This window comes from Mycobacterium sp. NGS33 (genome assembly GCF_059812885.1).
In genome coordinates this window covers 1-25,235 of record NZ_JCALDN010000012.1, presented here as the reverse complement: position 1 = coordinate 25,235, position 25,235 = coordinate 1, and the positions used below count along the sequence as shown (strand labels likewise).

Annotated in this window: 25 protein-coding genes; 10 read left to right on the top strand and 15 right to left on the bottom strand. The window is 70.3% G+C overall.

Annotated elements, in window-relative coordinates:
• Positions 1-5: 5 nt before the first annotated feature.
• Positions 6-926, bottom strand: coding sequence for an RNase adapter RapZ (rapZ, locus tag AC5Y5B_RS18065; protein ID WP_112635406.1), 921 nt, complete (start codon positions 924-926; stop codon positions 6-8).
• The gene (gene uvrC, locus AC5Y5B_RS18060; RefSeq protein WP_500006068.1) at positions 923-2,866 is read right to left on the bottom strand and encodes an excinuclease ABC subunit UvrC; all 1,944 of its coding nucleotides are present in this window, start codon (positions 2,864-2,866) and stop codon (positions 923-925) included. The genes rapZ and uvrC overlap by 4 nt, the downstream gene beginning before the upstream one ends.
• 100 nt (positions 2,867-2,966) lie before the next feature.
• Between uvrC and AC5Y5B_RS18055 the strand changes: the two genes are divergently transcribed.
• The 3 genes from AC5Y5B_RS18055 (at position 2,967) to AC5Y5B_RS18045 (ending at position 6,324) form a co-directional block, all read left to right on the top strand.
• A complete protein-coding gene (locus tag AC5Y5B_RS18055) occupies positions 2,967-4,148 on the top strand; it encodes a cupin domain-containing protein (protein WP_500006088.1) in 1,182 nt (393 codons plus the stop codon).
• 266 nt (positions 4,149-4,414) lie between these two features.
• Positions 4,415-5,881, top strand: a complete 1,467-nt coding sequence (locus tag AC5Y5B_RS18050; protein ID WP_500006067.1) for a PPE domain-containing protein — start codon at positions 4,415-4,417, stop codon at positions 5,879-5,881.
• A gap of 104 nt (positions 5,882-5,985) precedes the next feature.
• Entirely contained in the window at positions 5,986-6,324 is a 339-nt protein-coding gene (locus AC5Y5B_RS18045) for a hemophore-related protein (protein ID WP_008258171.1), read from the top strand.
• A 63-nt stretch (positions 6,325-6,387) separates the two neighbouring features.
• On the opposite strand, the gene AC5Y5B_RS18040 is transcribed toward AC5Y5B_RS18045, so the two are convergent.
• From AC5Y5B_RS18040 to AC5Y5B_RS18025, 4 genes are read right to left on the bottom strand one after another with little or no spacing between them, the layout of a single operon-like run.
• The gene (locus AC5Y5B_RS18040; protein WP_500006066.1) at positions 6,388-7,065 is read right to left on the bottom strand and encodes a hypothetical protein; all 678 of its coding nucleotides are present in this window, start codon (positions 7,063-7,065) and stop codon (positions 6,388-6,390) included.
• A gap of 18 nt (positions 7,066-7,083) precedes the next feature.
• Positions 7,084-7,554, bottom strand: a complete 471-nt coding sequence (locus AC5Y5B_RS18035; protein ID WP_500006065.1) for a PH domain-containing protein — start codon at positions 7,552-7,554, stop codon at positions 7,084-7,086.
• Positions 7,551-8,033 (bottom strand): 6,7-dimethyl-8-ribityllumazine synthase, encoded by a 483-nt coding sequence (ribH, locus tag AC5Y5B_RS18030; RefSeq protein WP_500006064.1) that lies wholly within the window; start codon positions 8,031-8,033, stop codon positions 7,551-7,553. The genes AC5Y5B_RS18035 and ribH overlap by 4 nt, the downstream gene beginning before the upstream one ends.
• Positions 8,030-9,307, bottom strand: coding sequence for a bifunctional 3,4-dihydroxy-2-butanone-4-phosphate synthase/GTP cyclohydrolase II (locus AC5Y5B_RS18025; protein ID WP_500006063.1), 1,278 nt, complete (start codon positions 9,305-9,307; stop codon positions 8,030-8,032). Before AC5Y5B_RS18025 ends, ribH begins: the two co-directional genes overlap by 4 nt.
• Positions 9,308-9,896: 589 nt before the next feature.
• Between AC5Y5B_RS18025 and AC5Y5B_RS18020 the strand changes: the two genes are divergently transcribed.
• The gene (locus AC5Y5B_RS18020; RefSeq protein ID WP_500006062.1) at positions 9,897-10,274 is read left to right on the top strand and encodes an Mtp family mycobacterial-type pilin; all 378 of its coding nucleotides are present in this window, start codon (positions 9,897-9,899) and stop codon (positions 10,272-10,274) included.
• A 38-nt stretch (positions 10,275-10,312) separates the two neighbouring features.
• On the opposite strand, the gene AC5Y5B_RS18015 is transcribed toward AC5Y5B_RS18020, so the two are convergent.
• Positions 10,313-10,792 (bottom strand): MarR family winged helix-turn-helix transcriptional regulator, encoded by a 480-nt coding sequence (locus AC5Y5B_RS18015; protein ID WP_112635351.1) that lies wholly within the window; start codon positions 10,790-10,792, stop codon positions 10,313-10,315.
• 97 nt (positions 10,793-10,889) lie between these two features.
• On the opposite strand from AC5Y5B_RS18015, the gene AC5Y5B_RS18010 reads away from it, so the two are divergent.
• Positions 10,890-11,513 carry an NADPH-dependent F420 reductase gene (locus tag AC5Y5B_RS18010; RefSeq protein ID WP_112635349.1) on the top strand — a complete coding sequence of 208 codons (624 nt, stop codon included), beginning with the start codon at positions 10,890-10,892 and terminating at the stop codon, positions 11,511-11,513.
• An 88-nt stretch (positions 11,514-11,601) separates the two neighbouring features.
• Positions 11,602-12,513 (top strand): TIGR03619 family F420-dependent LLM class oxidoreductase, encoded by a 912-nt coding sequence (locus AC5Y5B_RS18005; protein ID WP_500006061.1) that lies wholly within the window; start codon positions 11,602-11,604, stop codon positions 12,511-12,513.
• Positions 12,514-12,541: 28 nt separating this feature from the next.
• On the opposite strand, the gene AC5Y5B_RS18000 is transcribed toward AC5Y5B_RS18005, so the two are convergent.
• Positions 12,542-13,141 carry a riboflavin synthase gene (locus AC5Y5B_RS18000; protein ID WP_112635346.1) on the bottom strand — a complete coding sequence of 200 codons (600 nt, stop codon included), beginning with the start codon at positions 13,139-13,141 and terminating at the stop codon, positions 12,542-12,544.
• A 118-nt stretch (positions 13,142-13,259) separates the two neighbouring features.
• Here AC5Y5B_RS18000 and AC5Y5B_RS17995 point away from each other — a divergent pair, with 118 nt between their 5' ends.
• Both AC5Y5B_RS17995 and AC5Y5B_RS17990 read left to right on the top strand, forming a co-directional pair.
• Positions 13,260-13,967, top strand: a complete 708-nt coding sequence (locus tag AC5Y5B_RS17995; RefSeq protein WP_500006060.1) for an LppX_LprAFG lipoprotein — start codon at positions 13,260-13,262, stop codon at positions 13,965-13,967.
• Positions 13,964-15,544 carry an MFS transporter gene (locus tag AC5Y5B_RS17990; protein WP_112635342.1) on the top strand — a complete coding sequence of 527 codons (1,581 nt, stop codon included), beginning with the start codon at positions 13,964-13,966 and terminating at the stop codon, positions 15,542-15,544. The genes AC5Y5B_RS17995 and AC5Y5B_RS17990 overlap by 4 nt, the downstream gene beginning before the upstream one ends.
• On the opposite strand, the gene ribD is transcribed toward AC5Y5B_RS17990, so the two are convergent.
• The 4 genes from ribD to fmt form a co-directional block, all read right to left on the bottom strand.
• Positions 15,541-16,566 carry a bifunctional diaminohydroxyphosphoribosylaminopyrimidine deaminase/5-amino-6-(5-phosphoribosylamino)uracil reductase RibD gene (gene ribD, locus AC5Y5B_RS17985; protein ID WP_112635340.1) on the bottom strand — a complete coding sequence of 342 codons (1,026 nt, stop codon included), beginning with the start codon at positions 16,564-16,566 and terminating at the stop codon, positions 15,541-15,543. The two genes, AC5Y5B_RS17990 and ribD, sit on opposite strands and share 4 nt — an antisense overlap.
• Positions 16,563-17,252: a ribulose-phosphate 3-epimerase gene (gene rpe / locus AC5Y5B_RS17980; RefSeq protein WP_500006059.1), complete on the bottom strand. Its 690-nt coding sequence runs from the start codon at positions 17,250-17,252 to the stop codon at positions 16,563-16,565. The genes ribD and rpe overlap by 4 nt, the downstream gene beginning before the upstream one ends.
• Positions 17,253-17,359: 107 nt before the next feature.
• Complete coding sequence (locus AC5Y5B_RS17975) at positions 17,360-18,820, bottom strand: RsmB/NOP family class I SAM-dependent RNA methyltransferase (protein ID WP_500006058.1); 1,461 nt, start codon at positions 18,818-18,820, stop codon at positions 17,360-17,362.
• A complete protein-coding gene (fmt, locus tag AC5Y5B_RS17970; protein ID WP_500006057.1) occupies positions 18,817-19,764 on the bottom strand; it encodes a methionyl-tRNA formyltransferase in 948 nt (315 codons plus the stop codon). Before fmt ends, AC5Y5B_RS17975 begins: the two co-directional genes overlap by 4 nt.
• A gap of 172 nt (positions 19,765-19,936) precedes the next feature.
• Here fmt and AC5Y5B_RS17965 point away from each other — a divergent pair, with 172 nt between their 5' ends.
• The gene (locus tag AC5Y5B_RS17965) at positions 19,937-20,764 is read left to right on the top strand and encodes a class I SAM-dependent methyltransferase (protein WP_500006056.1); all 828 of its coding nucleotides are present in this window, start codon (positions 19,937-19,939) and stop codon (positions 20,762-20,764) included.
• A 3-nt stretch (positions 20,765-20,767) separates the two neighbouring features.
• Here the strand turns inward: AC5Y5B_RS17965 and AC5Y5B_RS17960 are convergent, their stop codons facing one another.
• The 3 genes from AC5Y5B_RS17960 to AC5Y5B_RS17950 form a co-directional block, all read right to left on the bottom strand.
• The gene (locus AC5Y5B_RS17960; protein ID WP_112635831.1) at positions 20,768-21,253 is read right to left on the bottom strand and encodes a MarR family winged helix-turn-helix transcriptional regulator; all 486 of its coding nucleotides are present in this window, start codon (positions 21,251-21,253) and stop codon (positions 20,768-20,770) included.
• A gap of 126 nt (positions 21,254-21,379) precedes the next feature.
• Positions 21,380-23,392 (bottom strand): primosomal protein N', encoded by a 2,013-nt coding sequence (locus tag AC5Y5B_RS17955; protein ID WP_500006055.1) that lies wholly within the window; start codon positions 23,390-23,392, stop codon positions 21,380-21,382.
• 79 nt (positions 23,393-23,471) lie between these two features.
• Positions 23,472-24,242, bottom strand: a complete 771-nt coding sequence (locus AC5Y5B_RS17950; protein ID WP_500006054.1) for a lysoplasmalogenase — start codon at positions 24,240-24,242, stop codon at positions 23,472-23,474.
• On the opposite strand from AC5Y5B_RS17950, the gene lipI reads away from it, so the two are divergent.
• Complete coding sequence (gene lipI / locus AC5Y5B_RS17945) at positions 24,241-25,215, top strand: esterase LipI (RefSeq protein WP_500006053.1); 975 nt, start codon at positions 24,241-24,243, stop codon at positions 25,213-25,215. The genes AC5Y5B_RS17950 and lipI overlap by 2 nt on opposite strands.
• The last annotated feature ends 20 nt before the right edge of the window (positions 25,216-25,235 follow it).

The following is a 25,235-nucleotide window of genomic DNA, read 5'->3' as shown; positions in this document are numbered from 1 at the left end:
CTCGGTCATTCGCGGCCCAGATCCCGGTGCAGCACCCGCACCGACAGTTGGGCTTCACCCGTGCGGGCCTTCAGCGACTGCACCAGCGCCTCGGCGATCGCGACGCTGCGATGCTTGCCGCCGGTGCAGCCGATGGCGACCGTCATGTAGCGCTTGCCCTCCCGGCGGTATCCGTCGACGACCAGAGATAGCAATCGATGGTAGGCGTCGAGGAACTCCGCCGCGCCCGGCTGGCTCAAGACGTAGTCGCGCACCGCGGGGTCCTGCCCGGTGCGGGGCCGCAATTCGTCGACCCAATGCGGGTTTGGCAGGAACCGGACGTCCATCACCATGTCGGCGTCCATCGGCAGACCGTATTTGAATCCGAACGACTCGACCGTGATGCTGGTGGTCGCGGTGGCGGCGCCGCCGAACGCCCGCTCGATGGTTTCGCGCAAGCCGCGCACCGACAGCGTCGAGGTGTCGATGATCAAGTCGGCGGTGGCGCGCACCGAAGCCAGCATGCGGCGCTCGGCGGCGATGCCTTCGGCCAGGGTCTGATCGCCCTGCAGCGGATGGCTGCGGCGATTCTGCTCGTAGCGGCGCACCAGCATGTCGTCGGATGCTTCCATGAACACCACGCGCGGCGCGATGTTCCGGGTGGCCAGCTCGGTGCGCACCGAGTCCAGGTCACCGGTGAAGCCGCGCGAGCGCACGTCCATGACCACGGCGAGCTGGGTGATCCGCGAGCCGGCGGCCAGACCGAAATCGACCATCCGGGTGATCAGCTGCGGGGGCAGGTTGTCGGCCACATACCAGCCGAGGTCCTCGAGCACCTTGGCCGCGGTACCCCGCCCGGCCCCGGATAACCCGGTCACCAGCACGACGTCGATCCCGGCCGGGGCGTCCACCGAGGGTCCGCCCGCGAACTCCCCCGGGCCCGTCACGGGGCCGCCTCGGACTGATCGGGGCGTAGCGCCTCCAGGACGGCGGTGGCGGTGGCCACACCGATGCCGGGAACGGCGGTGATCTGGTCGACGGTGGCCTCCTTGAGGCGGGCTATCGATCCGAAATGGCTTACCAACGCCTTTCGGCGATGTTCTCCCAATCCTGGCACCGAATCCAGCACCGATGCCGTCATTCGCTTAGATCGCTTGCTGCGATGGTAGGCGATCGCGAACCGATGCGCCTCGTCACGCACGCGCTGCAGCAGATAAAGCCCCTCGCTGTTGCGCGGCATGATGACGGGGTCGGGCTCCGAGGGCACCCACACCTCTTCCAGCCGTTTGGCCAGGCCGATCACCGCGACGTCGGTGATGCCGAGTTCGTCGAGCACCGCGCTGGCCGCGTTGACCTGCGGGGCCCCGCCGTCGACGACGTACAGGTTCGGGGGGTAGGCGAAACGGCGCGACTTCCCTTCCGCGGAAAGCATATTCGGGTCGTTTTGCTCACTGAGGTGCCGGGCGAAGCGGCGGCGGGTCACCTCGGCGATGGAGGCGACGTCGTCGGAGCGCCCCTGCCCGGCGGCTTCCCGGATCGCGAAGTGCCGGTAGTCCGATTTGCGCGGCAGCCCGTCCTCGAACACCACCAGCGAGCCCACCACGTCGGTGCCCTGGACATGGCTGATGTCCACACATTCGATGCGCAGCGGCGCATCGGACAGGCCGAGGGCCTCCTGGATGTTCTGCAGCGCAGCGGATCTGGCGTTGAAGTCGCCGGCACGCCGCAACTTGTGTTGCTGCAGCGCATCTTTCGCGTTGCGCTGCACGGTTTCGGCCAGCGCGCGTTTGTCGCCGCGCTGCGGCACCCGCAGCGCCACCCGCGACCCGCGCAGGCCGGACAGCCAGCTGGTCAGCTCGTCGGCGTTGGACGGCAGGCACGGCACCAGCACCTCGCGCGGCACCGGATTCACCGATTCGTCTGCGGCGCCGCCCAATTCGGCCTGCTCGCCGTAGAACTGGGTCAGGAACTGTTCGACCAGCTGTTCCTCACCGGAATCGCCGGGGTCGGCGGACTTTTCGACGATCCAGCCGCGCTGACCGCGGACCCGGCCGCCGCGCACGTGGAACACCTGCACCGCCGCCTCGAGGTCGTCGTCGGCGAACGCCACCACGTCGGCGTCGGTGCCATCGCCGAGGACGACGGCCTGCTTTTCCATTGCCCTCTTCACCGCGCCCAGGTCGTCACGCAGCCGGGCGGCCCGCTCGAAATCGAGCCGCTCGGCCGCGGCGTTCATCTGCTGTTCCAGCTCCCGGGCGAACCGGTCGGTCTTACCGGACAGGAAGTCGCAGAAGTCGTCCACGATCTGGCGATGCTGCTCCGCGCTGACCCTGCCGATGCACGGCGCCGAGCACTTGTCGATGTAGCCGAGCAGGCACGGACGGTCGATCTGCTTGTGCCGCTTGAACACTCCCGCCGAACAGGTCCGCGCCGGAAACACCCGGGTGAGCAGGTCCAGCGTCTCCCGAATGGCCCACGCGTGCGAGTACGGCCCGAAGTAGCGCACCCCCTTGCGGCGGGGGCCGCGGTAGACCATGAGCCGGGGGAACTCCTCGTTGAGGGTCACCGCCAGCACCGGATAGGTCTTGTCGTCGCGATAGCGGACGTTGAACCGCGGGTCGAACTCCTTGATCCAGTTGTATTCGAGTTGCAACGCCTCGACTTCGGTGTTGACCACCGTCCACTCGACCTTGGCCGCGGTGGTCACCATCTGCCGGGTACGCGGGTGCAGGCTGGCGATGTCGGCGAAGTAGGACGTCAGCCGGCTGCGCAGGCTCTTGGCCTTGCCGACGTAGATGACTCGCCCGTACGGATCCCGGAATCGGTAGACGCCGGGCTCGACCGGGATGGACCCGGGCGCGGGGCGGTAGGTGGCGGGATCGGGCACAGATCCAGGCTAGTAGCCACCCGCGCGGCGCCGAGAAAGGCGGGGCGCGTGCGGGTGCCGGTTTACTGTGGTGCATACCCGTCGCCGCAATGTTTGGGGGATTACCGTCGAGTCCTCGCTAGCCTGGGTGCTGCAGCCCCTCGGTGTCGACGCCTTCCTCGACGAGATCTGGGCGAGCAGACACCACCACATTCAGCGACGCCGGCCGGGCTACTTCGACCGCCTGCTGCCCGGGCCGACGGCCGTTGACGCGCTCCTCGATCATGTGCAGCCAGAACCGTCGGCCGTGCGGCTGGTGAAGGGCGGCCAGGACAGGGATCCGGCGACCTATCGCCGCGCCGACGGCGGCCTGGACCCGGTCGCGGCACGCGACGGTCTGGCCGAGGGTTACACCATCGTCGTCAACGGGCTCGAGCGGTACCTGCGCACGATCGCCGCGTTGTCGCACTCGATCGAGGTCGAGCTGAACTACCCGACGCGCGTCAACGCCTACGTCACGCCGCCGGAATCGACCGGCTTCGTCCCGCACTACGACCCGCACGACGTGCTCGTCCTGCAAATCGAGGGATCCAAGACGTGGCATCTGTCCGACGCCGCCGCGGTGGCGCCGCACGAGATCCAGCGACGCAAGGGGGTCGGGGCCGACGGGCTCACGTCGTCGACCGACGTGTGCCTCGGTCCCGGCGACGTGCTGTATCTGCCGCGCGGCCAAATACATTCGGCCGAAACGCGGTCCGAGCGGTCCGTCCATCTGACGATCGGGCTGCACGCCCCCACCGTGCTGACGCTGCTCACGCACGCACTGCACGCGCTCAGCCTGCGCGACCCCCGTCTGCACGCCCGCTTGTCGCCGCGGCACCTGGACGATGCGACCGCCCGCGCGGGACTGGGCGAGCACGTGCGCGACGCCGTGGCGGCCATCGACGATCCCGAGATCATCAACGCAGGCCTCGACGCGATGGCCGACGTTCTGGTGCGGCGCGGCCGGTGCCCTCCGGTGGGGCGGGTCAGCGACACCGTCGGGATCGACGGCCAGACGCTGGTGACCAAGCACGCACCCCTTTATTCGAAGGTGGCGCACCTCGACGACCGCGTCGTCCTGCAGTTCGCTGCGCTGTCGGTGAGCGCCGGCGCCGACCATGCGGCCGCGATGCGGTTCCTCGTCGACAGCACTCAGCCCTTTCGGGTCGGTGATCTGCCCGGGCTGAACGCGGCCCAGCAGTTGGGGCTGGCGCAGAGGCTGATCCTCAACGGCTTCCTGGTCCGGCTGTCCAAAGGCTGACAGTTAGCTTCGCATCTCCGGTGAAAACGGCAGATTCTATCCGCATCTGCGGTTGTTCTCCGCATAAGAATCCGGTGTATGCGGGTCGCCGTTATCGCGTCCGGTGTCCGCATCGCGAAGACACGCTGAAAGCCACGAGGAGAACCGGGACAAGGCGTCTCCCGCGGGGCCGACCGGGCCGTCGCCCGCCGGCCGCGGCGGGACCGCCGACCGGTTCGGCGGGAGGAGCGCACCATGGCGGCACGGGCACACCCGGACGGCCGGCGATGACCATGCCGATCTGGGCCGCCTTCCCTCCGGAAGTGCATTCGGCCGCGCTGTCCAGCGGCCCCGGTCCGGGATCCTTGCTGGCCGCCGAGCAGGCATGGCAGGCACTGAGCGCCGAATACGATTCGGCGGCACAGGAACTCGGCGACTTGCTGACGGCCGTGCAGGCCGGCACGTGGCAGGGCCCCAGCGCGGAGGCGTTCGTGGCCGCCCACGTGCCCTATCTGGCATGGCTTCTGCAGAACAGCGCCAACAGCACCGCGGCCGCCTTGGAAGCCGACACCGTGGCCGCGGCCTACACCGCCGCTTTGTCGGCCATGCCGACGCTGGAAGAGCTGGAGGCAAACCACGCGGCGTTCGCGCAATTGGTGGCGACGAATTTCCTCGGGGTGAACACGATTCCGATCGCGCTCAACGAAATGGACTACCTGCGGATGTGGTTGCAGGCGGCCACCACCATGGCGATCTACGAGGCGGTGTCGCAAACCGCGATGACGTGGGCGCCGCCCACGTCCCCGCCCCCGCCGATCCAGCTGGCCAACCCGCCCAACCAGGATGCGGGCGGCGGGGCCGATCAGCTGAGCTGGTGGGTGACTCGCGTGCAGGAAGTCGCCCAGGAACTCGACGCGGACCTGAGCCAGTCCGGAAGCTCCAACCCGTCGTCGATCCTCAACAGCCTGATGACCGACCCGCTGCTGGCCGCCAAGGTTCCGCACTGGGCGGGCGAGGCGCTCTACACGTTCCTGCCGCAGGTGCCGCAGCTGACGCAGCTCTCGGTGGGCCTCATCGTCCCCTTTCTCCCCGTCGCGGGTGCGGCCGGCCTGGCGGGGCTGGCCGGCGTCGCGCCACCGGCCCCCACCCTGCCCGGCGCGGCCGCCGCGCCCGCTCCCTCCCACGCCGGGGCTCCGGCCGCGATGGCCCCCGGTCTCACCGCGCCCGCCGCCACGCCGGCAACCGCCCCGGTGCATGCGCCCGCATCCGCCGCGGCGACGACGCCCGCCTCGGCGCCGGCGCCGCCCGCCGCCGGCGTCCCGGGGTTCAGCTACCCCTATGTGGTGGGCCCTCCCGGCCTCGGGGCCGGCACCGACATGAGCGCCGCCTTCCGTGCCGAACAGCAGGCCTCCGCCCGCGACACCGCCGCGGCGCCGGCCGCCTCTGCCCGACGGGAGCAGGCCCGGCGCCGCAGGCGCCCCCAGCCGGGCCTGATCGACCCCGGATACCGCTACGAATACCTGGACCACGATCCGGTCGCGGACGACGCGGACTTCACCGCGGCGACGGCCTCGGGGCGGGGCGCGGGACGCATCGGGTTCGCCGGCACCGCCCGCCAGGCCGACACCGCGCCGGCCGGCCTGACCACACTCGCCGGCGCCGCGGCGGACGCGGACCCGGGCCTGCCCCTGCTGCCGAGCAGCTGGAGCCAACCGACCGAAGAAGGACCAACGGGGCAGGTAGAGGGCACGTAACGGGCGCCGCCGACGCTCACGGCGGTTTGGACGGCCTCCGTTCTGGCTACCAAGCTTCTAGCTCAACGTTAGAGTGGGGGCAGAGCAATGGAGGGAGTCCGTAAATGATGAAGCGCTCGTGGGCCAAACTGGCCGTGACCGTCGGCGGTCTGGCGTTGGCGTCGACCGCTGGGGCGGGGGTCGCATCGGCCAGCCCCGATTACGGTCCGATGATCAACACCACCTGTAGCTATGACCAGGCGATGCGGGCGGTGCACGCGGAGAACCCGATGGCCGCGCAGTACCTCGACCAGTCGCCGCCCAACCAGCAGTTCTTGCAGCAGTACCTGGCGTCGTCGCCGGATCAGCGGGTGAACCTGCTGCACGCGATCGAGCACAACCAGGGGGCCCAGCAGGCCCTGCCGATTTTCCAGCAAATGATGACGGACTGCACCCGGTACTAAACGTGCCTCCGGCTCGGGCTTCCCGACCACAGCGTTGATCGACCAGGCGGCGGGCCGCCGCGGCTAAGCGGTGCGCCCGTCGACCTGTGCTCGGCGTTTCGCCGCCCAATCCGCCATGGGGAATCCGGGCGCGTTGTTGCAGGCCGACAGCAGCAGGGCCACGTGCGTCAGCACGGCCAATCCGTAATCGCAAGTCCAGGCCGACTGGGTCATCGTCCATACCAGGACGCCATCGGACGGGGTGGCGAACCCGCTCAGCCGCATCGGCGCGGCCTCCCCCGCCGGGGCGACGCCCACGGCGTCGTGCCGGCACTGCGCGACGGCGAGGAAGCCGCTCACCACCTCGTGGTGCGGATCCAGCGCGTTGTCGTAGATGTCGACCGACTCCGCGTAGAGCGCCGGACCGCTGAACTGGTACGCCGATTCGGCGTGGTCCGATGCGCCGGCGGGTCGCAGCGGCGAGCCCTCGAACAGCAGTGCCGCCGCGCATTCCGGCGGCCGGGCGCTGGTGAAGTAGGTGTCGCCCACCGGGATTGCGCCGGCCGCGCCGAGCGGCGTGTCATCGCCGCTGCGCAACAGGAGGTCCTGCGCATGCGACGGCGGGCGTTTCATCGTCGTCGTCGGCGTTGCCGCGGACTGGCCGGACGCCCTGAGCGCGCGTCCCCCCACCACGGCGTCGCACCCACCCAGTGCCAGAACGGCGACGGCGGCGGCCGCGGCCACCCGCGCCTGAAGTGCCATCGGCTGATGGTACAGCGCTCAGAGCGTCTGCAGGTCCGGTCGATAGCGCGCCAGCAGCGACCGCGCGGTGTCCATGGCGGCCACCGCGCGCCCCTTGTCGACGGCCTGGATCGCCATAATCGGGATGTATTCGTCGTCGGGCAGGTCGATCCGCGCCCAGCGGTGACCCACCGGAAACGACAGCCCGACAACGTCGGGCCATTCGATCAGCTTGTCGCCCAACAGGTTTCGCACCGATACGCCGGCCGGCCCGATCCGCAGCCGCGGGCGGGCGAACAACAGCACGACACCGGCGATGACCAGCCCGAGCACCGCGATCGCCACCTGATCCGAGGTCTGAAAGACCACGCCGGTGGACCCCGCCTTGAGGAGCAGCCCCACCGCGATGTGCGCCGCGGCGATCACGAACGCCGCCCCATAGGCGAACAACGGTGTGCGGTGGGGACGCAACACCGCATCCCAGGTCTCACGGTCCGGAGGCGACGTCACGACCGAGCGCGCAACTCACGCAGGGTCAGCGCGGTGGTGAGGGCCGCCAGAGTGGCTTGGGCCCCCTTGTCCTCGGCCGATTCCGGAAGGCCGGCCCGGTCCAGGGCCTGCTGCTCGGTGTCGGTGGTCAGCACGCCGTTGGCCACCGGTGTGGAAGTGTCCAACGACACCCGGGTCAGGCCCTGGGTCACCGCATCGCAGACGTATTCGAAATGCGGTGTCTGCCCGCGGATCACGACGCCGAGGGCGACGACGGCATCGTGGTTGCGGGCGAGTTCCTGTGCCACGACCGGGATCTCGATCGCGCCGATCACCCGGACCACGGTCGGGTCGTCGACGCCGGATTCCGAGGCCACCTTGCTGGCACCCGCCAGCAGTGCGTCGCAGATCTCGCCGTGCCAGGTGCTCGCGACCAGGGCCAGTCGCAGGCCGGACGCATCGAGCGGCGGAACCTCCGGAACCCCCTCGGCAGGACTCACAGAGCACCGCCGAATTCGCCTGGCAGATGGACGGATTCGTGAAAGTCGTCCAGCCCGGCCAGGTCGTGGCCCATCTTGTCCCGCTTGGTCATCAGGTATCGGATGTTCTCCGCGTTGGCGCGCACCGGCAGCGGCACCCGCTCGATGATGTGCAGGCCGTAGCCGTCCAGCCCGACCCGCTTGGCCGGGTTATTGGTCAGCAGCCGCATCGAGCGCACCCCGAGGTCGACCAGGATCTGCGCGCCGATCCCGTAATCCCTTGCGTCGGCGGGCAATCCCAGCTTGAGGTTGGCGTCCACCGTGTCCTCACCGGCGTCCTGCAGCTGATAGGCCTGCAGCTTGTGCATCAGCCCGATGCCGCGGCCCTCGTGGCCACGCATGTAGAGCACGATCCCGCGGCCCTCGCGGGCGACCATCGCCATCGCGGCGTCCAGCTGCGGCCCACAATCGCAGCGGCGCGAACCGAACACGTCACCGGTCAGGCATTCGGAGTGCACCCGCACCAGCACGTCGTCGCCGTCGAAGTCCGGCCCGGAGATGTCCCCGCGCACCAGCGCGACGTGTTCGACCTCTTCGTAGATGCTGGCGTACCCGATGGCACGAAACTCGCCGTGCCGGGTCGGTATCCGCGCCTCGGCGATCCGGGCGATGTGCTTTTCGTGTTTGCGTCGCCACTCGATCAGGTCCGCGATGGTGATCATGGCGAGGTCGTGTTCGTCGGCGAAGACCCGCAGTTCGTCGGTCTGCGCCATCGAGCCTTCGTCCTTCTGGCTGACGATCTCGCAGATGGCGCCGGCCGGCTGGAGACCGGCCAGCCGGGCCAGGTCGACGGCCGCCTCGGTATGGCCCGGACGGCGCAATACGCCACCGTCCTTGGCGCGCAACGGAACCACGTGGCCTGGCCGCGTGAAATCGTCGGCGACGCTGGTGGGATCGGCGAGCAGGCGCATCGTGGTGGCCCGGTCCGACGCCGAAATCCCGGTGCCCACACCCCGTCTGGCGTCGACGGTGACGGTGTAGGCGGTGCCGTGCTTGTCCTGGTTCACCGCGTACATCGGCAGCAGTCCCAGCCGGTCGCAGATCTCGCCGTCCAGCGGCACACACAGGTATCCCGAGGTGTAGCGCACCATGAAGGCCACCATCTCCGGCGTCGCCTTCTCGGCGGCGAAGATCAGATCGCCCTCGTTCTCGCGGTCCTCGTCGTCGATGACGATGACGGCCTTGCCGGCCGCAATGTCGGCAACCGCCCTTTCGACGGAGTCCAACCTCGTCATCTTTGCTACCTCGCCGTTCCCGCTGTCCGGCGGGAACACTGTCGAAACGGCTCACACGAGAAGCCCACGTGTTGCATTCAGTATGAACCACGGCGGCCGGGCGGTTATTGCCGCGGTTTGGTCAGCGGGACGGCCCCGGATCGCGTTGCGCCGCCGCGCCCGCCGGACGGCACCGACGGTCTGACCAGTTCCGATGACGCGCACCCGTCCCCTCGTGACTGGCCGTGCGACGACACCCCGGCGCACGACCGCACGAGACCGCCCCGCCGCAGGGCGCGCAATCGTCGCCGGGATCACAGTTTCGCTGTCGAGAGGAATCCGGCACCGGTCCCGCGGCTGACGAACGTGTCGCCGCGGAAGACCCGATCGCGCGACAGCGGCGCGAGGCTGCCTGGCAAACAGAATATTTGCGCCAAAGAATGGCGTGGCCACACGGCAATATCGTCACCAGGTGTCATAAAGATCCCTATGAAAAGGCTATTTACCCGAGAATACTTTGCACCAGATTAGCGTCGGCTGTGCGGGATATTTGACACGAGCAAACTCAATATCGAGTTTCGCACCCATTAACGCGGGGAAATACCACCGGATGAACACCAACACATCAACACGACCGTGGGTCCGCCTGTGTACCGGCGCGCTCGCGGCCGGCGGCCTGGCCATGTCCGCGCTGGGGCTGTCAACGGGCACCGCCGCGGCGGCGCCTCCTCCTCCGCCCACGTATCACCACCACTGGTGCCCGGGCGATCAGTGGGACCCGGGCTGGGGCCCGTATCAGAACTGGAACAACTGCCGCGACTGGGACGACAACTATGGCGGCCCGGGCGGTCCGGCCGGCTACGGGGCTCCGCCCTGGGCGGGGCCGCCGCCACCGCCACCGCCCTGGGCACCGTGGGCCCAGATCATGTGGGATCCCGGCATGAACCATTGGGGTTACTGGGAAGGCCCCATCTGGCACCCCGTGTAATCAGCTGATCCCGAAACAGGCCGCTGCTGATGCGGCCATCAGGTCTCGCCTTCGGCGGGAGAGTCGCGTTCTTCGGCCAGGTGGCGTAAGACCCGTTCGTTGAGGGCGGCGAGCATGTCGAGCTCAGCCGGGGTGAGCAGGTCGATGAAGTTCCGGCGGACGTCCTCCACGTGCCTCGGCGCCGCCCGCTCGATGGCCGCGCGGCCGGCCGGCAGCAGACAGACCATGGTGCTGCGGGCATCGTCGGGGTTGGGCTGGCGACAGATCAGCCCGTCCTGTTGCATGCGCCGCACTTGGTGGGAGACGCGGCTCTTCTCCCAGCCCAGCGCGTTGCACAGCTCGTGGGCGGGGAGGCGGTCCCCATCGTGTTCCGAGAGCACCGCCAGGATTTGATAGTCGGCGCCGGACAGACCCGATTCCTGCAGGCCTCGGTTCAGGTGCACGCTGAGCTGATGATTCGCGTGCTGGAAGGCCCGCCAGGCGCGGTCTTCGCGGGGGTTCAACCAGTTCGGTGCCATCAGGCAACCATGCTACCCCATTTGGTTGACGCGTCACCATTCTCGGCCTAAGGTAGACGCGTCAACCTTTTCCATTATCAGGCAGGACGGACACCTCATGAGCAGCATCAGCATCATCGGCACCGGGAACATGGCACGTGCCATCGGCGCGCTGGCGGTAGCGGGCGGCAACACCGTCGAGGTCATCGGGCGCAATCAGTCCAAGGCCGCCGAGCTGGCCAAGGCTCTCGGCGGCAGCGCCACGACGGGAGAGTTCGGCGCCGTCCCCGACGGGGACATCGTCATCGTTTCCGTGTTGTACGCCAACGTCGTTCCGGTCGTCGCGCAGTACGGAGACGCCCTCGCGGGCAAGGTCATCGTCGACATCAGCAACCCCTTCAATGCCGCCGCCGACGGACTGGCCATCCCCGAGGACACGTCGATCGCGCAGGAAGTTGCCAAGGCGGCCCCGGCGAGCGCCAGCGTGCTGAAGGCGTTCAACACCATCTTCGGTGTCGTCCTGGATCAGGGCCGGCCGCTCGACGTCTTCATTGCCGGCGACGACGCGCGCGCCAAGGCGCGCCTGGCGGAGTTCATCGAGAGCCTCAAGCTGCGTCCGCTGGACGTCGGCGGCCTGAACATGGCGCACTGGCTCGAAGCAACGGGGCTGGTCATGATGGGTCTGGCCCGCCACGGGGTGGGCAACTTCGACTTCGCCCTCGGCGTGAACCCTGCCGCCTGAGCGGCGCCGCCGCCGGTCCCGGGCCGTGAACGAACGGCGGCGTCCTGCGCCCACACAATGGTTGATGGATCACCGAAAGGATTGAGCGATGAAGTTGGGTTTCGCACTGCCCATCGTCGGGCCCGCGATCAGCAGCGCCGCCGGACTGAGCGCGTTCTGCCGCGGGCTCGAGGACCTCGGCTACGACACGCTGTGGGTCGGCGATCGACTGGTCACGCCGGTCGATATGCACAGCACCTATCCGGGCAAAGAGCAGCCCTACCCGCCGCAGATGACCCGATACCTCGATCCGGTCCTGCTGTGGACGGTCGCCGCGACGGCGACCAGCCGGGTGCGGCTGAACGCCAGCACGCTCAGCACGTTCTACTACGAGCCGGTGCACCTCGCGCGGCTGCTGACCACGCTCGACGTGCTCAGTGACGGTCGCCTCGACGTAGGCGTCGGAATCGGGTGGATGAAGGACGAACACGACATCGCCCGCGGCGCGGACTGGAGCCGGCGCGGGCGGATGCTCGATGACCTGCTGGCGTTCCTGCACGAGTGGTGGACGACCACCCCGGTGTCCTGGGAGAGCGAGTTCTTCTCGCTGCCGCCGGTCCATGCCGACCTGCGCCCCGTCCAGCCCGGCGGTCCGCCCATCTGGATCGGCGGCGTGAGCGAGGCCGCGATGCTCCGGGTCGGACGCAGCGGCACCGGCTGGCTCGGGGTCGAGGGGCTGCAGGACGAGGTCACCGACCATTTGTGGTCGATTGCGCGTCGCGCGGCGAAGGACGCCGGCCGCGATCCGGACGCGCTGAAGACGGCCATGCGGATCAACCTCGAACCGGGCACGTCCATCGACTCTGTTGCCGACAGGCTCGAGCGCCTCGCCGGGTCGGGCGCTGATGAGGCGATCGTGGACGCCTTCGCGATGGTCCCCACCCTGGACCAGATGCTGGACTTCGCCGGCCAGGTCATCGCCCGATGGAATGATCGTGGGAAAGCGCAGCGGCCGGGATGAGTCCAGTTCTTTTCGGAACTGCAATCGCCTAGCGGGTCATCAACCGCTCAACATATTTGGCGATGACGTCGACTTCCAGGTTCACCGGCGTCCCGACCGGCGCACGGCCCAGCGTGGTCAGCTCCCGGGTGGTGGGAATCAGCGAGACCTCAAACCAGTCCCGGGGCTCGCCGCCCAGCCCGGACACCGTCAACGAAATCCCGTCGACGGTGATCGAGCCCTTCTCCACGACGTAGCGGGCCACCTCGGCGGGCATCTCGATCCGCACCACTTCCCAGTGCTCGGACGGGGTGCGGGCGACGATGCGCCCGGTCCCGTCGACGTGGCCCTGCACGATGTGCCCGCCCAGCCGGCTGTTGACGGCCGCGGCGCGCTCCAGGTTCACCCGGCTGCCGACCTGCAGCTCACCCAAGTTGGATCGGTTGAGCGATTCGGCCATCACGTCGGCGGTGAACTGACCGCCGGGCAACAGCTCGGCGACGGTCAGGCACACGCCGTTGACCGCGATCGAATCGCCGTGGCCCGCGTCGGCGGTCACGACGGCGCCGCGGATGGTCAGCCGCGCCGCGTCGGACAGGACGTCACGAGCCGTCACCTCGCCGAGTTCCTCGACAATCCCGGTAAACATCCTCCTAGGCTAATTGGCCGTCTCTCAGGCGGATGAGCAGGGCAAACACCGGCGGCTGGGCGACACCGGGACCCCGCGTTCATCAGGGCAGTCACCGGCACCCTCTACGATGCACAGTATGCAGACCCGCCGCCGTCTATCGGCCGTCATCGCATCCCTGACCCTCGCCACCGCCTTGATCGCCGGCTGCTCGTCGGGCTCAAAGCAGAGCGGCGCACCGCTTCCCGACGCCACGACCCTGGTCAAGCAGTCGGCCGACGCCACCAAGAATGTGAAGAGCGCGCACATCGCGCTGAGCATCCAGGGCAAGATCCAGGGGCTACCCATCAAGACGCTGACCGGTGACCTCACCACGGCCCCGGCCACCGCCGCGCAGGGTAACGCCACGATCACCCTGGGTGGGTCCGACATCGACGCCAACTTCGTGGTGCTCGACGGAACCCTGTACGCCACCCTGACCCCGAACAAGTGGAGCGACTTCGGCAAGGCCGCCGACGTCTATGACGTCTCGGTGCTGCTCAACCCCGACAGCGGGCTGGGCAACGCGCTGGCCAACTTCAGCAACGCCAAGGCCGAGGGCCGCGACAACGTCAACGGGCAGAACACGATCCGCATCAGCGGAAACGTCTCGGCGGACGCGGTGAACAAGATCGTGCCGCAGTTCAACGCGACACAGCCGGTGCCGAGCACGGTGTGGATCCAGGAGTCCGGTGACCACCAGCTGGTCCAGGCCAACCTGCAAAAGAGCTCGGGCAACTCCGCCCAGATCACCCTGTCGAACTGGGGTGAGCAGGTTCAGGTCTCCAAGCCCCCGGTGAGCTCGTGACCGCTGAGACCGAAGCCCCGACCGGGCACCAGACCGGACGCCGCGTAGCGATCAGCGCGGGCAGCCTGGCAGTCCTGCTGGGCGCCCTGGACGCCTATGTCGTCGTGACGATCATGCGCGACATCATGACCGACGTTCACATCCCGATTAACCAGCTGCAGCGCATCACCTGGATCATCACGATGTACCTGCTGGGCTACATCGCCGCCATGCCGCTGCTGGGCCGGGCCTCCGACCGGTTCGGGCGCAAGCTGGTGCTGCAGGTCAGCCTGGCGCTGTTCATCGTGGGCTCGGTGGTCACCGCGCTGGCCGGTCACTGGGGAGACTTCCACCTGCTGATCGGCGGCCGCACCATCCAGGGCGTGGCCAGCGGCGCGCTGCTGCCGGTCACCCTGGCCCTGGGCGCCGACCTGTGGGCGCAGCGCAACCGCGCCGGCGTGCTGGGCGGCATCGGCGCCGCGCAGGAACTCGGCAGCGTGCTGGGCCCGCTGTACGGGATCTTCATCGTCTTCCTGTTTCACGACTGGCGCTACGTGTTCTGGATCAACGTCCCCCTGACGCTGATCGCGATGGTGATGATCCAGTTCAGCCTGCCGTCGCACGAGCGGGTGGAGGAGCCCGAAAAGGTCGACCTGGTCGGCGGCGTGCTGCTGGCCGTCGCCCTGGGCCTCGCCGTGATCGGCCTGTACAACCCGCAACCCGACGGCAAGCAGATCCTGCCCAGCTACGGGTTACCCCTGGTCATCGGCGCGGCCGTGGTCGCGGTGCTGTTCCTGCTGTGGGAGCGCTTCGCGCGCACCCGGCTGATCGAGCCGGCGGGCGTGCACTTTCGCCCGTTCCTGGCCGCGCTGGGCGCCTCGCTGTTCGCCGGCGCCGCGCTGATGGTGACGCTGGTGGACGTGGAGCTGTTCGGTCAGGGCGTACTGGGCCAAACCCAGACCCAGGCCGCCGGCTTGCTGCTGTGGTTCCTGATCGCGCTGCCGATCGGTGCGGTGCTCGGCGGATGGATCGCCACCCGGGTCGGTGACCGGATCATGACCTTCGTCGGGCTGCTCATCGCCGCGTACGGCTACTGGCTGATTCACTTCTGGCGCCAGGACGTCATGAGCCAGAAGCACAACGTCTTCGGGGTGTTCAGCGTGCCCGTGCTGCACGCCGACCTGCTGGTCGCCGGGGTGGGCCTCGGCCTGGTGATCGGGCCGCTGACCTCCGCCGCGCTCCGCGTTGTGCCGTCCGCCCAGCATGGCATCGCCTCGGCGGCCGTGGTGGTGGCCCGCATGACGGGCATGCTGATCGGTGTCGCCGCGCTCAGCGCGTGGGGCCTGTACCGGTTCAACCAGATCGTGGCGGGCCTGACGGCCGCGATCCCGCCCAACGCCACGTTGCTGGAGCGCATCGCCGCCCAGGGGACCATGTACCTCAAGGCCTTCGCCCAGATGTACGGCGACATCTTCTTGGCCACCGTCGCGATCTGCATCGCCGGAGCGCTGCTGGGTCTGCTGATCGGCGGCCGCAAGGAGCACGCCGATGAGCCGGAAATCGTTGAGCCGCAAGCGGTCTCGTTGGGTGAGCGCTAGCCGCTGCGTGGCACCAGGCTGAGCACCACGTCCGGCCCCACCCGGTCGATGCCATCGAAATGCCAGCGCAGCGCCCGCGCGATCGTGGTCACGCCCACGTCGTCGACCGCGGTGACGGGACCACCCAGCAGGGTCGGCGCGACGTAGGCCAGGATCCGGTTGACCACCCCGGCCCGCAGGAACGCACCCGCCAGGGTGGGGCCGCCTTCCAAGAGGACGTCGGTGCGGTCCGCCACCGCCTTGAGCACCTCCATGGGGTCGTGCGTGCGGATCAGCATGGTCCGTGAATCGTCGTTGAGAACCTTTGCCTCCGACGGTATTTCACGCATGCCCACGACCACCCGCAGCGGTTGGCGGTCGGCCAGTGAGCCGTCGGGCAGCCGGGCGGTCAAGGCCGGGTCGTCGGCCAGCACGGTGCCGGTGCCCACCACGATCGCGTCGGCGGCCGCGCGGCGACGATGCAGATCCAGCCGCGAGGCCTCGCTGGAAATCCACTGACTGGAGCCGTCGGCAGCGGCGCTGCGGCCGTCGACGCTGCTGGCGTACTTCCAGGTCAGGTGCGGCAGCCCGGTGCGTTGCTTGTGCAGCCACTCGCGCAGCGGGCCGCCGGCCACCTCGTCGGCCAGCACCCCGCAGCGCACCGTCACGCCCGCCTCCTCGAGCCGGGCCGCCCCGCCGGCGGCCTCCGGGTTCGGGTCGGCGACGGCATACACCACGGTGGCGACCTTCGCGTCCAGCAGGGCGTTCACGCAGGGCGGGGTTCTGCCGTAGTGGTTGCACGGCTCGAGGGTGACGACGGCGGTGCCACCGGCCGCCAGGTCGCCGGCCCGGCGCAGCGCCAGGATCTCGGCGTGATCGCCACCGGCGGGCTCGGTGGCCCCGACGCCGACGACCTCACCGCCGGCGTCCAAGATGACCGCCCCCACGGGCGGGTTCGGATACGTGGTTCCCTTGACGTGATTGGACTGGTCGATCGCCAAACGCATTGCGGCGTCAAGGCCGTCGCCCGTCGGCACGGTCATCGACGCAGGTGCGGGGACGCGGCGGCGGCCTGTCGCCGCAACGCGTCTATCGCGGCCTCCGGATCCTCGGCGCCATACACGGCAGACCCGGCGACGAAGCAATCGACGCCGGCTTCGGCGGCCTGCTCGATGGTGTCCGCGTTGATGCCGCCGTCGATTTCGACGAGGATCGTCAGCTCCCCCGCCTCGATGAGCTTGCGGGCGGTGCGCACCTTGCTCAGCACCTCGGGGATGAAGCTCTGGCCGCCGAATCCGGGCTCCACCGACATGATCAGCAGGGTGTCGAACTGCGGCAGGATCTCCAGGTAGGGCTCCAGCGGGGTCCCCGGCTTCACGCTGATCCCCGCCTTAGCGCCGGCGGCGCGGATGTCGCGGGCCACGCCGACCGGATTCTGGGTGGCCTCGGCGTGGAACGTGACGTTGTACGCGCCCGCCTCGGCATACGGAGGCGCCCAGCGATCCGGATCCTCGATCATCAGGTGGCAGTCCATCGGGATGGTGGTGGCGGCCAGCAGGCTCTCGACCACCGGCAGCCCGAGGGTCAGGTTCGGCACGAAGTGGTTGTCCATCACGTCCACGTGCAACCAGTCGGCGCCGGTCACGGCGGCGGCTTCGTCGGCGAGCCGGGAGAAGTCAGCGGACAGGATCGATGGCGCGATCAGAGGTCCCGCGATGTTGCGAGGCATGAGCGCCAGACTACTGAGCCGCGCGCCCCCCTTCACATCCGGCGGGCCCCGCTACCCGGCCTCGCGGCGCAGCGCGGCCGCGGCGGGGTCTCTGTGTCGCGCTCCCGCTACCCCGCCTCGCGGCGCAGCGCGGCCGCGAACATCGCATCCGTGCCGTGGCGGTGGGGCCAGAGCTGGACGTGCGGCCCGTCCCCCAGGTCGGCTCCCCTGTCCAAGGGCTCGAACAACGGCCGGGTGTCCAGCGCGCTCACCGGGTGGCGGCGCAGCGCGTCGGCGACCACGCCGACGGTCTCGGCCAGGTGCGGCGAGCAGGTGGCGTAGAGCACCACGCCGCCGGGGCGGGTCAGCGCGATCGCGGCGCCCAGCAGCTCGCGCTGCAGCTTGGTCAGCGTCGGCACGTCGGCGGGCTGACGCCGCCACCGCGCCTCCGGGCGGCGGCGCAGCGCCCCCAGCCCGGTGCAGGGGGCGTCGACGAGCACCCGGTCGAAGGTCGGCTCCAGATCGGTGTGCCGCCCGTCGACCCGCAGCACGTCGACCGGCAGGCCGCGCGTGTTCTCGGCCACCAGATCGGCGCGCCGGGGCGCCGGCTCCACCGCGGTGACGCGGGCCTCCGAGGCCGCGCCGAGCGCGGCCAGCAGCGCCGTCTTGCCGCCCGGGCCGGCGCACAGGTCCAGCCACCGGCCGGCGTCGCCGTCGACCGGGGCCAGCGTCAGCGCGCGGGCCACCAGCTGGCTGCCCTCGTCCTGGACCAGCGCGGCGCCGTCGCGCACCGGCGCCAGCCGGCCGGGATCGCCACCCGCCAGGTAGACGGCATACGGCGAATAGCGGCCGACGGTGCCGTCCACCGCGTCGGCCAGTTCGGCGGCGGTGATCGCTCCGGGGCGGGCGGCCAGATGCACCTGGGGCCGTTCGTCGTCGCTGGCCAGTACGGCGTCGAGTTCGGTCGCGGCGGCCCCCAATGCGTCGGCAAACGCCTGGGCGATCCACCGGGGGTGGGCATGCACGAACGCGGCGTGCCCGATCGGGTCCCGCGCCGGGTCGGGGGCCAGCTCGGCGACCCAGGAACGCTCGTCGCGCCCGGAGATGGTGCGCAGCACCCCGTTGACGAATCCCGCTCGCGCCGAATCGAATTCGATTCCGGCCTGCTCGACGGTGGTGGACACCGCGGCGTGGGCGTCGACCCGGGTGCGCAGCAGCTGATACGCGCCGAGGCGCAACAGGTCGAGTAGCACCGGGTCGATGGCGTCCGGCGGGCGTCCCGCCGCCGCGCCGATGACGGCGTCGAGCAGGCCGCGGCTGCGGCAGGTGCCGTAAGTCAGCTCGGTGGCGAAAGCCGCGTCCCGGCCGGTGATTCCGCGTTCGCGCAGCAGTGCGGGCAGGGCCAGGTTGGCATACGCGTCGCGCTCGCTGACCGCCCGGAGCACGTCGAACGCGGCGGCGCGGGCCGGGTCCAGCGGCCGGCGCGGTGGCCGGCGGTCGCGCTGCTGGGGCCGGCGGTCGCGCTGTTGCGGACGTGGCGGCTTGCGTTCCGGCCGCCCGCGCCCGGGTCTGTCGCGGCCGGTGGTCATGTCGCCCGCACCGCGGGGTCCAGCCGCGCGCCGCGCGCCCAGTCGACCGCGTTCATGAATTTCTTTCCGGGTGGCTGGATTTGGCCCAGCCGCACGGGATCCGAGCCGGTACCGACCCAGACGCTTGTGCGGTCGACGTGAATGGCGCCGGGCGGCAACGGTTCCGGCGGTCCGGGCGTCGCGGAGGGCTCGGCAGGCTGCACCGGGCCCAGTTTGACGCGCAGGTCACCGAGCAGCGTCCAGGCACCCGGGTTGGGGGTGACGGCACGGATGCGGCGATCGATCACCTGGGCCGGCAGGTCCCAGCGCACCCGGGCCTGCTCGACGGTGATCTTCGGCGCGATGCTGACCCCCTCGGTGGGTTGCGGCACCGGCGTCAGGGTCGCGTCGGCGATGCCGTCCAGCGTGGCCGACAACAGCTCCGCACCCGAAACAGCCAGTCGCTCAAGCAATTCCCCGGCGGTGTCGGTCGGCCGGATCGTCTCGGTCACGACTCCGTAGATCGGACCCGAGTCCAGGCTCGGCTCGATCTGGAACGTCGAGGCCCCGGTGATGCTGTCCCCCGCTGCGATGGCCGCCTGCACCGGCGCGGCGCCGCGCCAGGCGGGCAGCAGCGAGAAGTGCAGGTTGATCCAGCCCCGCGGGGGCACGGCGAGCAGGCCGTCGCGCAGCAGCGCGCCATAGGCCACCACCGCGCAGCAGTCGGGGGCCACCTGTGCGAGCTCGCCGACGAATTCGTCGGAGTTCGGCCGCGACGGCCGCAGCACCGGAATGCCGCGCTCGAGCGCCTCGCGGGCCACCGGTGACGGCTCCAGCTTTCCGCGCCGTCCCACCGCGGCATCGGGACGGGTCAGCACCGCGACCACATCGTGACGCGGCGAGTCGATGAGGCGGCGCAATGCGGGCAGCGCGGGTTCGGGGGTTCCGGCGAAGACGAGGCGCACCGGGCCAGTCTAGAAAGCGACGGGCGCGGCCCGGACCCGCCGGCGGAATGTGCGTGCGTACACTATTGCTTATGGCTACTATTTCTAGGAGCCACTGTCTACCGGTGTGATCGCCGGTTCACGTCGACAACGAGGTCGAAAGACAACCCCCTTCCCCTCCCAAGGAGGTCTGATGACCCTCGACACTCCGATCAGTGACGCCTCGGTGGCCGCCACGCATCGCACGGTATGGGCGCTGGGCGACTATGCGCTGATGGCCGAGGAGGTGATGGCCCCGCTCGGACCCGCCCTGGTCGAGGCCACCGGCATCGGGCCGGGGGTACGGGTCCTCGACGTCGCCGCCGGCTCGGGCAACATCTCGCTGCCCGCGGCCGCGACGGGCGCCACGGTCGTCTCCACCGACCTCACTCCCGAGCTGCTGCAGCGGTCGCGGGCCAGGGCCGCGGCGCGGGGTCTGACCCTCGACTACCGGGAAGCCAACGCCCAGGCGCTGCCGTTCGGTGACGATGAATTCGATGTCGTCATGTCGGCGATCGGCGTCCAGTTCGCCCCCAACCAGCAGCGCGCCGCCACCGAGCTGGTCCGGGTCTGCCGCCCGGGCGGCACGATCGGCGTGATCAGCTGGACCCCCGAAGGCTTCTTCGGCCGGATGCTCGCCACCATCCGGCCCTACCGGCCGAGCCTGTCGCACCCCGCGCCGCCGGCGGCGCTCTGGGGGCGCCCGGGCTACGTCGCCGCGCTGCTCGGTGACCGGATCGGCGAGATCACCACCACGCGAGGCATTTTGGCGGTCAACCGATTCGACAGCGCCGAGGCCGTGCACGCGTACTTCAAGCAGCACTACGGCCCGACCATCGAGGCCTACGCGAACATCGGCCACAACCCGGTGCTGGCCGCCGAACTCGACGCCCAGCTCATCGAACTCGCGCAGCAGCACCTGACCGGCGGCACCATGGGGTGGGAGTACCTGCTGGTGACCGCCGAAAAGCGAAGCGAGTAACCGCTACAGGTCGACCTCGGCGTCCAGGTGGACGTCGGGCTCGCCGCCGGCGGCCGTGAACGCCGTCAGCGCCCGCACCAGCCCATGCCGCTCCGGCGGCGGCATCTTCGCCACGATGGCCGCGATCTCGGCACGCCGGTGCGCGGTCACCTGCCGGACGACGTCGCGGCCACGCGTGGTGAGCGCGGCGAGCAGCTCACGCCGCGAGGTCGGGTGGGGCAAGCGGTCGATCAGGCCTGCGGCGACCAACCGGTCCACCATCCGGCCGGTGGCCGAGGGCTGCACGCCCAACAGTCCGGCGAGGGTGGCGAGGTTGACCGGACCGCGATTGGACAGGATCACCAGCGTCCGGAACTGGGCGATGGTGATGGTCTCGTCGACCTGGCCCACGGACCGCGCCGAGATCGCCATCAGCAAACGGGAGGCCGTCAGCAAAGCATCGGTGATGACGTCCAATGACTCGTCAACGGCGGTGTTGTCCGCTGTCATATCGCCCCTCCCGGATGGTTCCGGCCTCTCGGCGGCTAAGGATGAGAAAGTGTAGCAACCTTCCAATGTCGCAAGAAGGAATTATTGCACGCACAAATTGTCGCCCAGGGTAACGGTTCATGAAAGTTAGCCGATGTGCAGCGGGTCGATCTGGACCCTGGCCGGCTCATGAGTCTGCCGAGCGCTGAGCACACCGACGGCGCGCCGCAGGGCCGCCGCCAGCGCCAGCCCCTGCTGACGGGGCACGCGCACCAGCATTCTCGTCACCGGCACGCCGGCCGGGGTTCCGGCCGGGCGGCGCACGCCGGGCGGAAGGTCCACGGGCCCAAGCAAATCCGCGTGCAAGGACTCCTGGCCCGCTAGCCTCGCTTCGTCGAGCAGCGCGGTGACCGCGCCGGCCGTTCCGTCGATGGCCGCCATGTGCACGCTGGGCGGCAGACCCACCTCGGCCCGCGCCGTCACCTCCGCCTCCGCATGACCCACCGGATCCCATCGGATCAGCGATTGCACTGTGGGAAGCGCCGATTCGGCGACCACCAGCACCACGCCGCCCTCGCCGCGGGCGCGCACCAGCGCGGCGGCGCTCATCCAGCGCCACAGCGCGTCCTCGGCCGCGCGCAGGTCTTGGCGGCCCAGCAGCGCCCAGGTGTCCAACAGCAGTGCCGCCCCGTAACCGCCGGACGCCTGCGGCTCGGCGCCGGGGGTGGCCACCACCAGCGCGGGGCCGCGGCCGACCTCGGGCACCACGCCGTCGCCCGACGACGTGATCACCGCCGTGCCCGGAAAGGCGCGACCGAGCTCTTCGGCGGTGCGCCGCGCCCCGACGACGACGGCGCGCACCGCGTCGGACCCGCAGCGCGCGCACCGTCGCGTCGGGTCGACCCGACCGCACCAGCGGCACAGCAACGCCGCGCCGCCTTCCTGCAGCGACAGCGGACCAGTGCAGTGCCGGCACCGGGCGATGGTGCGGCAGCGCGCGCAGGCCAGGGATGGGACATAGCCGCGCCGCGGCACCTGCACCAGCACCGGCGCCTCCGCCTGCAGCGCCGAGCGGGTGGCGCGCAAGGCGATGGACGGCAGGCGCGCCGTGCGCGCCGCCGGGTCGCGCTCGTCGGCGTAACCGGTGTCGTCCAGGGCGATCACCCGCGGCGTGCGGGCGCGCACCATCGGCCGCGCCGCGACGATGTCGTGCGCCCAGCCGCTGCGCACCAGCGCGTGAGCCTCGGCGGTGCGCGCGTAGCCCCCGATCACCGCCGCGCAGCGGGCCTGATGCGCGCGCAGCATCGCCACCTCGCGGGCATGCGGATACGGTGCCCGCGGCTCGCCCAGGCTGTCGTCCGCGTCGGACCACACCATCACCAGCCCCAGGTCACTCAGCGGCGCGAACACCGCGCTGCGGGTGCCGATCACCAACCGCGCGGTGCCGCGCAGCGCCGCCAGCCACCGCCGGTACCGGGCCGCCGGGCCGAGCCCGGCCGACAGGGCTACCACGAGGCCCTCGTCGATCCGCGCCGTCGCGGCCCGCCACAGCGCGTCCAGGTCGCGCTGGTCGGGAACGATGGCCAGCACCGAGCGGCCGGTGCGCACCGTCTGCGCCGCGGCCTCGGTGAACCGGTCCGTCCACGACTCGCCCGGCAGCGCCTGCCAGACGGCCCGCGCGGCGCGCGATTCGGCCAGGGCCGCCAGGAACTGGGCGCCCCGGCCGTAACCGTCCCAGCCCGACGGGTCGACGGGCTCCGGGATCACCGGATCACGGCTCACCAGCGGTTCCCGCTCGACGCGGGCATGCCGGGCAGGCACGGCCAGACGCAACACGTCGGGCCGGGTGCCCGCGTAATGCGCCGCGACCGCGTCGACCAGCCGGCGAATCTCCGGGGTGAGCACCGGCTCGGCCGACACGACGCGATCCAGCCATCCCAGCTTGCCGGGGTGGTCGGTGTCGTGGCGGCGCTCCAGCACGAACCCGTCGACCAGCCGGCCGTGGAAACGCACCCGCACCCGCACCCCGGGCTGGGCGTCGTCGGACTGCTCGGCCGACACCAGGTAGTCGAACTCGCGATCCAGATGCGGCACCGAGAGCATCGGCAGCACCCGGGCGATGGGCTCCACCTCGACGGGCGTGCGTGCGCCGCCGCTCACCGGGCCCCCGGGCCGCGAATCATGTTGCCATCCAGAGTTTTACCGTCGCAGACCGCAGCGTACCGGGCACCGGCGACAATCAGCTCTCGGCGGGCGCCGGGGCGTCTCCGTCGGCGTCCGCGGGAAGCTCGCGGCCGAAGAAGAATCCGGCCGTGATCAAGATCTGGGCCGCCGCATACGACCACCAGATCGGCACGGCCAGCGCCTCGTTGCCCAGCACGAAGCGGCCGATGGCGATCATCGAATCCGAGGCCGCGAAACACACCGCCCCCACCGCCGTCCAGATCGTCGGCAGCTTCGCCAGCAGGGCCGTGCACACCATCGCCGTCAGCACCACGATGTAGACCGTCACCGGAATCGTCAGCTTCTCCGCGCCCAGGTGGGGCCAGAACCAGACCAGCAGCGCGATCGAGGCCGCACACATCAGGACCGCCGCAACGATGCGCACCGTCGACGGCCGCGCGTCCTTCGACGCCCCCGAGAACGCCGGCACCAGCGGCAGCAGCGCGCCCACAAAACAGATGTGCGCCAACAGGAATGCCGCCAGGCCCACCACGAAGGACAGCGTCCACCACGGGATCGCCAGCACCCAGTCGCCGAGGGCCGACAGCAGCAGCGCCGCCATCAGCCAGCGCCGCTCGCGGACGACGGCATGCCCGGCCGCGGCCAGGGTCAGCAGGAACGCCATCGAGGCCTTGAACGCCGGCTGCAACACCCAGTGCCCGGTCAGCTCGATTCCCGGCGGCGAGCGCAGCGCCAGCACGGTCAGGTAGATGCCGTAGCCGAGGGCCACCCAGCCGGCCACCACCCAGGCCCCGGCCACCAGACGAGGTGCGTACGGTACGTCCATGCCCAGCTTGGATAACACAGCCGACGAGAAACCCGCTATCGACCCCATCCTGCAGAAGGTACTGGATGCGGTTCCCTTCCGGCTATCCACTGAGGACGGCATCGACGCGGCGCGCCAGCGGTTCCGCGACCTGCCGCGCCGGCCGCTGCACCCCGAGCTGCGGGTCGAGGACCGCACGATCACCGGCCCCACCGGCCCGATCGCGGTCCGGATCTATTGGCCGCCAAGCCATTCCGATGGCCACCCGGACGGCGCCCCCGCGCCGGTGGTGCTGTACTTCCACGGCGGCGGCTTCGTCATCGGCGACCTCGACACCCACGACGGCACCGCGCGTCAGCACGCGGTCGGCGCCGACGCGATCGTGGTGTCCGTCGACTACCGGCTGGCTCCCGAGCACCCCTACCCCGCCGCCGTCGAAGACGCTTGGGCCGCAACGCTTTGGGTCGCCGAGAACGCCACCGAACTGCACGGCGACGCGAGCCGGATCGCCGTCGCCGGCGATTCGGCCGGCGGCACCATTTCGGCCGCCGTGGCACAGCGGGCGCGGGACCACGGCGGCCCGCCGATCGTGTTCCAGCTGTTGTGGTATCCCTCGACCATGTGGGACGCGTCGCTGCCGTCGTTCGCCGAAAACGCGACCGCACCGATCCTGGACGTCAAGGCCGTCGCGGAGTTCTCCCGTTGGTACGCGGGCGAAGTCGACCTGTCGAATCCGCCGTCGGACATGGCGCCGGGACGCGCCACGGACCTGAGCAACCTGGCGCCCGCCTACATCGCCGTCGCCGGTTACGACCCGCTGCGCGACGACGGCATCCGGTACGGCGAGCTGCTGTCCGCCGCCGGCGTCGCCACCCAGGTGCACAACGCCGAGACGCTGGTGCACGGTTACCTGGGCTATGCCGGCGTGGTGCCCACGGCCACCGCGGCGCTCGAGGCCGGGCTGACGGCGCTGCGAACCGCCCTGCACCGGTGACCCCGCGGCGTACGGTGAAC

Bases quoted from the DNA above. Each gene is read 5' to 3' on its own strand.
- AC5Y5B_RS18050 (WP_500006067.1), top strand. From the start codon at position 4,415: ATGACCATGCCGATCTGGGCCGCCTTCCCTCCGGAAGTGCATTCGGCC.
- AC5Y5B_RS18045 (WP_008258171.1), top strand. From the start codon at position 5,986: ATGATGAAGCGCTCGTGGGCCAAACTGGCCGTGACCGTCGGCGGTCTG.
- AC5Y5B_RS18040 (WP_500006066.1), bottom strand. From the start codon at position 7,065: ATGGCACTTCAGGCGCGGGTGGCCGCGGCCGCCGCCGTCGCCGTTCTG.
- AC5Y5B_RS18025 (WP_500006063.1), bottom strand. From the start codon at position 9,307: ATGACGAGGTTGGACTCCGTCGAAAGGGCGGTTGCCGACATTGCGGCC.
- AC5Y5B_RS18020 (WP_500006062.1), top strand. From the start codon at position 9,897: ATGAACACCAACACATCAACACGACCGTGGGTCCGCCTGTGTACCGGC.
- AC5Y5B_RS18015 (WP_112635351.1), bottom strand. From the start codon at position 10,792: ATGGCACCGAACTGGTTGAACCCCCGCGAAGACCGCGCCTGGCGGGCC.
- AC5Y5B_RS18010 (WP_112635349.1), top strand. From the start codon at position 10,890: ATGAGCAGCATCAGCATCATCGGCACCGGGAACATGGCACGTGCCATC.
- AC5Y5B_RS18005 (WP_500006061.1), top strand. From the start codon at position 11,602: ATGAAGTTGGGTTTCGCACTGCCCATCGTCGGGCCCGCGATCAGCAGC.
- AC5Y5B_RS18000 (WP_112635346.1), bottom strand. From the start codon at position 13,141: ATGTTTACCGGGATTGTCGAGGAACTCGGCGAGGTGACGGCTCGTGAC.
- AC5Y5B_RS17995 (WP_500006060.1), top strand. From the start codon at position 13,260: ATGCAGACCCGCCGCCGTCTATCGGCCGTCATCGCATCCCTGACCCTC.
- ribD (WP_112635340.1), bottom strand. From the start codon at position 16,566: ATGACCGTGCCGACGGGCGACGGCCTTGACGCCGCAATGCGTTTGGCG.
- rpe (WP_500006059.1), bottom strand. From the start codon at position 17,252: ATGCCTCGCAACATCGCGGGACCTCTGATCGCGCCATCGATCCTGTCC.
- AC5Y5B_RS17975 (WP_500006058.1), bottom strand. From the start codon at position 18,820: ATGACCACCGGCCGCGACAGACCCGGGCGCGGGCGGCCGGAACGCAAG.
- AC5Y5B_RS17965 (WP_500006056.1), top strand. From the start codon at position 19,937: ATGACCCTCGACACTCCGATCAGTGACGCCTCGGTGGCCGCCACGCAT.
- AC5Y5B_RS17960 (WP_112635831.1), bottom strand. From the start codon at position 21,253: ATGACAGCGGACAACACCGCCGTTGACGAGTCATTGGACGTCATCACC.
- lipI (WP_500006053.1), top strand. From the start codon at position 24,241: ATGCCCAGCTTGGATAACACAGCCGACGAGAAACCCGCTATCGACCCC.
- AC5Y5B_RS17950 (WP_500006054.1), bottom strand. From the start codon at position 24,242: ATGGACGTACCGTACGCACCTCGTCTGGTGGCCGGGGCCTGGGTGGTG.